Source organism: Actinomadura sediminis, from assembly GCF_042675525.1.
Classification (GTDB): Bacteria; Actinomycetota; Actinomycetes; order Streptosporangiales; family Streptosporangiaceae; genus Spirillospora; species Spirillospora sediminis.
Window position 1 is genome coordinate 1 of the sequence record NZ_JBHTJA010000192.1, and the last position, 5619, is coordinate 5619.

The 5619-nt window shown below is 75.7% G+C and carries 6 protein-coding genes and 1 pseudogene; 6 read left to right on the forward strand and 1 reads right to left on the reverse strand.

All coding sequences use genetic code 11. The features are described from left to right. The 5 genes and pseudogenes from ACFQ11_RS36800 to ACFQ11_RS36820 form a co-directional block, all read left to right on the forward strand. A pseudogene (locus tag ACFQ11_RS36800) lies at positions 1-649 on the forward strand (hypothetical protein); the annotation flags it as partial. Next, the gene (locus tag ACFQ11_RS36805; RefSeq protein WP_378307434.1) at positions 646-1086 is read left to right on the forward strand and encodes a roadblock/LC7 domain-containing protein; all 441 of its coding nucleotides are present in this window, start codon (positions 646-648) and stop codon (positions 1084-1086) included. The pseudogene ACFQ11_RS36800 and the gene ACFQ11_RS36805, both read left to right, overlap by 4 nt. A 30-nt stretch (positions 1087-1116) precedes the next feature. Further along, the gene (locus ACFQ11_RS36810) at positions 1117-1569 is read left to right on the forward strand and encodes a DUF742 domain-containing protein (protein WP_378307436.1); all 453 of its coding nucleotides are present in this window, start codon (positions 1117-1119) and stop codon (positions 1567-1569) included. Positions 1570-1603: 34 nt separating this feature from the next. Continuing rightward, positions 1604-2224, forward strand: coding sequence for a GTP-binding protein (locus tag ACFQ11_RS36815; RefSeq protein ID WP_378307444.1), 621 nt, complete (start codon positions 1604-1606; stop codon positions 2222-2224). A 207-nt stretch (positions 2225-2431) separates the two neighbouring features. Further along, on the forward strand, positions 2432-3235 hold the full coding sequence (locus ACFQ11_RS36820; protein ID WP_378307438.1) for an SGNH/GDSL hydrolase family protein: 804 nt from the start codon (positions 2432-2434) through the stop codon (positions 3233-3235). A 15-nt stretch (positions 3236-3250) separates the two neighbouring features. On the opposite strand, the gene ACFQ11_RS36825 is transcribed toward ACFQ11_RS36820, so the two are convergent. Next, positions 3251-3673, reverse strand: a complete 423-nt coding sequence (locus ACFQ11_RS36825; RefSeq protein ID WP_378307440.1) for an STAS domain-containing protein — start codon at positions 3671-3673, stop codon at positions 3251-3253. A 172-nt stretch (positions 3674-3845) separates the two neighbouring features. Here ACFQ11_RS36825 and ACFQ11_RS36830 point away from each other — a divergent pair. Next, positions 3846-5619 (forward strand): DEAD/DEAH box helicase family protein (locus tag ACFQ11_RS36830; RefSeq protein WP_378307442.1); only part of this gene is annotated, 1774 nt, incomplete at its 3' end.

A 5619-nucleotide genomic window follows, 5' to 3' on the forward strand; every position in this document is an offset into this window, starting at 1 on the left:
CGCCGTCGAGCGCGCCGCCGCCGAGGGCCCCGCGCCCGAGCCGTCGATGTTCGACCGGGCGGCGCAGGCCCCCGCCGCGCCGCCGCAGAGCGCGCCCGGACCGCGTTCCGCGCCGCCGCAACCCGCCGGCGGGCCGCCGCGGGTCCCCGCGCGCTCACCGATCTTCGACGCGATGCAGTCGGAATGGTTCCAGCGCAGGTCGGGGGAGACGGTGAACGAGGATCCGGTGAAGGGCTGGGAGTCCCCGGCGGACGCGGGCTTCCGTGCCGCCGAGGCCGCCCGCGAGCCCGTGGCGGAGAAGCGCACGGCGGTCGGGCTGCCCAAGCGGGTGCCCGGCAAGAACCGCGTGCCGGGCGCGGTCGGCAAGCCGGGCGGGACGGCGCAGCCGCCCACCGTGCCGACGGCGGACCCGACCGCGGGCCGTCCGCCGCGGGACGCGGGCGCCGCCCAGGGCGCGCCCGCCCAGGACGGGCCGGCGCAGGACCGGCCGGAAGAGCAGCAGGGATTCGGCCAGTCGGCCGACGTCGTACGCAACCGCTTCGCGAGCCTGCAGCGCGGTGTCAATCGGGGCCGCACCGAGACTCGCGGCGGAGGCACGTCAGGTGAGGCGCCGTCCCAGGACGACGGCGAGACAGGAGGCGCTCGGTGAGCGGGCAGGATCTCAACTGGTTGGTGACGAACTTCGCGGACCGTGTCCCGAAGGTCGCGCACGCCGTCGTGGTCTCCTCGGACGGTCTGCCGATGGCCTACTCGGCGGGCTTCCCGCCGGAGCGCGCGGACCAGCTCTCGGCGATCGCGTCCGGCCTGATGAGCCTCACGCAGGGCGCCGCGAAGATCTTCGACGCGGGCGGCGTGAACCAGACGGTCGTGGAGATGGACCGCGGGCTGCTGTTCGTCATGTCGATCACCAACGGCTCGGTGTTCGCCGTGCTCGCGGCCCCCGACTGCGACCTCGGGCTGGTCGCGTACGAGATGACGCTCCTGGTGGAGCGGGTCGGCCGCGTGCTGAGCCCGGCCCTGCGCGGGCAGGCCGAGGCGCACGGGACGTCCGTGACCGAGATGGGCACCGGGCCCGCCCGCTACTGACCCTGACTGACTCTGACGGAGGTCAGCGACATGGATCGAGGCAGTCCCTACGGAGGCGGCCCCGGCGGCTGGCCGGGCGAGCCCCGGCCCCCGCGTCCGGTGCCGGGACGGGCGCCCGCGCAGGAGGACGACGGCGAGGCCAGCTCGCTGGTGCGCCCGTACGCCGTCACCGGCGGACGGACGAAGCCGCGGTACGACCTGGCGATCGAGGCCCTGGTCACCGCCGCGCCCTACCCGCCGCGGGACGTGGCCGTGCTGACCCCGGAGTACCGGGCGATCATCGACCTGTGCCGGCAGGCCCGGTCGGTGGCCGAGGTGTCGGCGCTGCTGCGCATCCCGCTCGGCGTGGCGCGCGTCCTGGTCGCCGACATGGCCGTCGAGGGGCTGCTGCGCCTGCACCAGTCGCAGCCCTCCACCACCGCCGGCGGTCAGCCGGACATCCGCCTGCTAGAAAGGGTGCTCAGTGGCCTTCGGAAGCTCTGACCAGGTCCCCGGGCCGCCCGCCGGCGAGGCCGAGCTGACCTCGGTCAAGATCGTTGTCGGCGGCGGGTTCGGCGTCGGCAAGACGACGTTCGTGGGCTCGGTCTCGGAGATCATGCCGCTCACCACCGAGGCGGTGATGACGGCCGCGTCCGCGGACGTCGACGACCTGTCGGCCGTGCCCGACAAGACCACCACGACCGTCGCGATGGACTTCGGCCGCGTGTCGCTCGACAGCGAGCTGATCCTGTACCTGTTCGGCACGCCCGGGCAGCACCGGTTCTGGTTCATGTGGGACGACCTGGTGCGCGGCGCCATCGGCGCGGTGGTGCTCGTCGACACCCGCCGGCTCGAGGACTGCTTCGCCGCCGTCGACTACTTCGAGGAGCTCGGCCTCCCGTTCGTCGTCGGCGTCAACGGGTTCCACGGCGAGTTCCAGTACGCGATCGAGGACATCCGCGACGCCCTGTCGATCAGCGCGCACGTCCCGATCGTGCAGTGCGACGCGCGCAGCCGCGAGTCCACCAAGCAGGTGCTGATCACGCTGGTGCAGCACGCGATGACGGTGCACGCCACGGCCGGCGCCCACGCGCAGCCCGCCGCCCCGCCCGCGCCCCCGGCCGGCCCCCTCGGCACGTCCTCGCCCAGCTGGACGTGATTCCTCAGGGGGCGGCCCCCTGGAACCCCCTGGGACGGTGACGTCGATCCTCGCGGCCCGGTGCGGCCGCGTGTTCCGTGCGGTGCCGTACGCGCGCCGCGGTCGGCGTCACCGGCCGTCTCGTGACCGGGGAGGCGGGGGCGATCGTGTCTGTTCGTTCACACGCGCGCTCCCTACGGTCGCGTAGGTCGTGTGTACGATGCATCATTGTTCGACGTGATCGAACGTGATTCAGCGACGGGGGCGGCGGACGAGGTCCGCACCTATGTCGCCCTCGGGGACAGCTTCACCGAAGGACTGAACGACCCCTACCCGGGCGAGGACGACCGGTTCCGCGGCTGGGCGGACCGGCTCGCCGAGCATCTCGCCGCGCGGCATCCGGGGCTGCGGTACGCGAACCTCGCGGTCCGCGGCAAGCTGGTGCGCCAGATCGTCGACGACCAGGTGCCGCTCGCCGTCGAGATGAACCCCGACCTCGTGACGTTCTGCGCGGGCGGCAACGACATCCTGCGGCCCGGCGCGGACCCGGACGCGCTCGCGGTGCTGTTCGACGACGCCGTGCGGCGGCTGCGGGCGACCGGCTCCCGCGTGGTGATCTTCACGGGGTTCGACCCGCGCGGGCTGCGCAACGGGCGGCGCATCCGGGGCAAGGGCGCCACCTACAACATGCACCTGCGGGCCATCGCCGACCGCCGCGGGTGCACGGTCGTCGACCTGTGGTCGCTGCGGGTGTTCGACGACCCCCGGGCCTGGCACGAGGACCGGCTGCACCTGTCGCCCGAAGGCCATCGCCGCATGGCGCTGCGCGTCGCGGAGGTGATCGGGCTGCCGGTGGAGGGCGACTGGCGCGAGCCCTGGCCGCCGTTCGAGCGGGCCGACTGGCTCGCCTCCCGCCGCGAGGACCTGCACTGGGCGCGCGCCTACCTGCTGCCGTGGATCGGGCGGCGGGTCACCGGACGCTCGTCCGGCGACGGCCGCGATCCCAAGCGGCCCACGCCGCTGCCCCTCTGACGGGCGGCCGGGCCGTCAGACCGGATCGGAGTGGGCGGCGCTCCGGGTGTTCGGGGCGCCGCCGCCGTCCGGCGCGCCGGCGGGCCTCCCGCCGCCCGGCGTCCCGGCGAGGGCCTCGTCGAGCGTGCCGTGGACGGGCATCCGCCGGTGCAGCCCGGTGATCTCCAGCGCCCGGCGGATGATCGGCCGCGGGGCGGCCAGCGTCACGCCGCCGCCCGCGGCGGTCGCCGCCTTGTAGCAGGCCACGATGACCGACAGGCCGCCGGAGTCCATGAACTCGAGGTCGCTGAGGTCGAGGACGAGGTCGTCGCCGTGGTCCCGCCGCGCGTCGCGCAGCCCGCGGCGCAGCGTGTCGGCGGTGGCGATGTCCAGCTCCCCGCACAGCCGGACGACGGCGCGCCCGTTCTCCGTGCGGGCGGTGACTTCGAACGGTCGCACGCGGTGCCTCCTCCTGCGGTCGATGGCGGCATTTACTTTACACATGACAAATTCTCGCACCAGCCCACCCCGGCCGGGCATGTCGCCGGCGCGTGTGTCGGGCGTCACCGGGGCCATAGGGTGCTCACCAGACGTGCCGCCCCGCCCCCTCGCGTAGGAGAAGGACCCCCAGGTGAGTTCCCCCCGGCTGCCGGACCATCTCGAAGTGCTGCTCACCGAGGAACCCGTGCTCGACGTGTACGCGCACGGTCCCTGGCGCGTCCCGGACGGCCTGTACGACGAGCTGCGCGACCGGGCCGTCGCGTTCAACGACGACCCGCGCGTCGTGGAGCTGCCGCGCCGCCACGGAGACTTCTACAACGAGGGCACCACGGCCGCCGGGGCGGAACTGTGGTCCCTGCTGACCTTCCTGCTCGGCGCGTCGGCGCTGCGCGGCGGCTCCCGCGGCGACGTCGACTACGAGGTGCTGGCGGACTTCATGGCCGCGCCCGAACCCAGCGTCCGCGACCCCCTCGCCTGGTTCTCCCAGGCGGGGCGGTGGCGGCCGCCCGGCCTGTGGCTGGCCGAACCCGCCGGGGACGACCCGGCCCTGCGCGCCCTCATGCTGGACCTCGCGCGGGCGGGCCTGGACGTGTTCGAGGGGCTCGAGCCCGTCGAGCGGCGCCGCCGCGCGCTGATCGAGATCTTCGACCGGCGCGCCGCGGACCCCGTCCTGCACGAGTCCGACCTGACCGTCCCCAAGCCGCTGCTGGAGGACTCCTGGGCCGCCGCCCTGACCGACGGCGACCTGGCCGTCCTGCCCGAGCTGGCCGGGCCCGTCGGCTACCTCGGCTGGGCCTGCGACGGTTTCGCGGCCTCGCACGAACGGCTGCGCGACGCCCTCGGCTCCGGGGAGGGCGCGGACGACGCGCTCGCCCGGCTGCTGCTCGCCGCCGACGCCACGACCGCCCCCGCCGAACTGGCCGTGACCCTCGGCACCGAGCGGCACGCGGACCTGCAGGACCGGCTGCGCGCGCTCCGCGCCGACTTCGCCGTCGACCCGTGGCGGCACGACGTGCGCGACCGGCTCGCGCTCGCCCTCGTCGCGGGCGAGGCCGACGCCGCCCGCGCGTGGCTCGACATGGCCGTCCGGATCACCGGCGCCGTGCAGGGCCTGCCGGGTGCGCCGGTCGCGCCGCGCGACCGCGTTCCCGTCCGCGCGTTCCAGGCGGACGTGCGGCGGCTGTTCACCGCGCGCCGCGTCGTCAACCCGCTGGGGGACGCGCTGTTCCCGGCCGGCCGGCGCGCGACGGGCGAGGACGCGGGCGCGCCGGGGGACGAGCCGCGGGCGGGGAAGGACGGGCGGGCGGGGACGGACGGGCGGCCGCCGGACGACGTCCTCGTCGGGCAGCCGGAGCTCGCGCGGGCCGTCGCGGACGCCCTGGCGGCGCGGCTCGCGGGGGAGCGGCCCGTCCGGCTGCTGATCACCGGCCCGGCCGGGACCGGCAAGGGCACCGCCGCCGAGCTGGTGGAGCGGCGGCTGGCCGCCGGCGGCGCCGTCCGCGAGGCGATGTGGATCTCCGACCAGGTGTTCGCGTCGCTGGGCGTCAGCGACGCCGTGCTGTGGCTCCAGGCCCGCGTCCGCGACTGCGTCGAGGCCCGGATGCTGCTGGTCGTCGACGACCTGGAACGGCTCGCCGCGCACGAGCGGTGCGGCGCCGCCGCCGTCGAGGAGCTGCGCCGGCTCATGGCCCGATCGCCCGCGCTGGACGTCGTCGCGCTGTGCCGCCCCGGCGGCGACCGGCGGCTGTTCGACGCCAACCCCGCGCTGGTCGGCGCGTTCGACACCGCCCGCACCCGCGACTTCGCCGAGGACGACTTCGCCGAGCTGTTCGCCCGGGCCGCCGCGCGGCGCGGGTTCGCCGTGCCGGCGGACGTCGCGGCGGCCGGGGGCGGGCGGCTCGCCG

What these genes read in the sequence shown, in the direction of transcription:
- ACFQ11_RS36810 (WP_378307436.1), top strand. Translation starts at nt 1,117, where the DNA reads ATGGATCGAGGCAGTCCCTACGGAGGCGGCCCCGGCGGCTGGCCGGGC.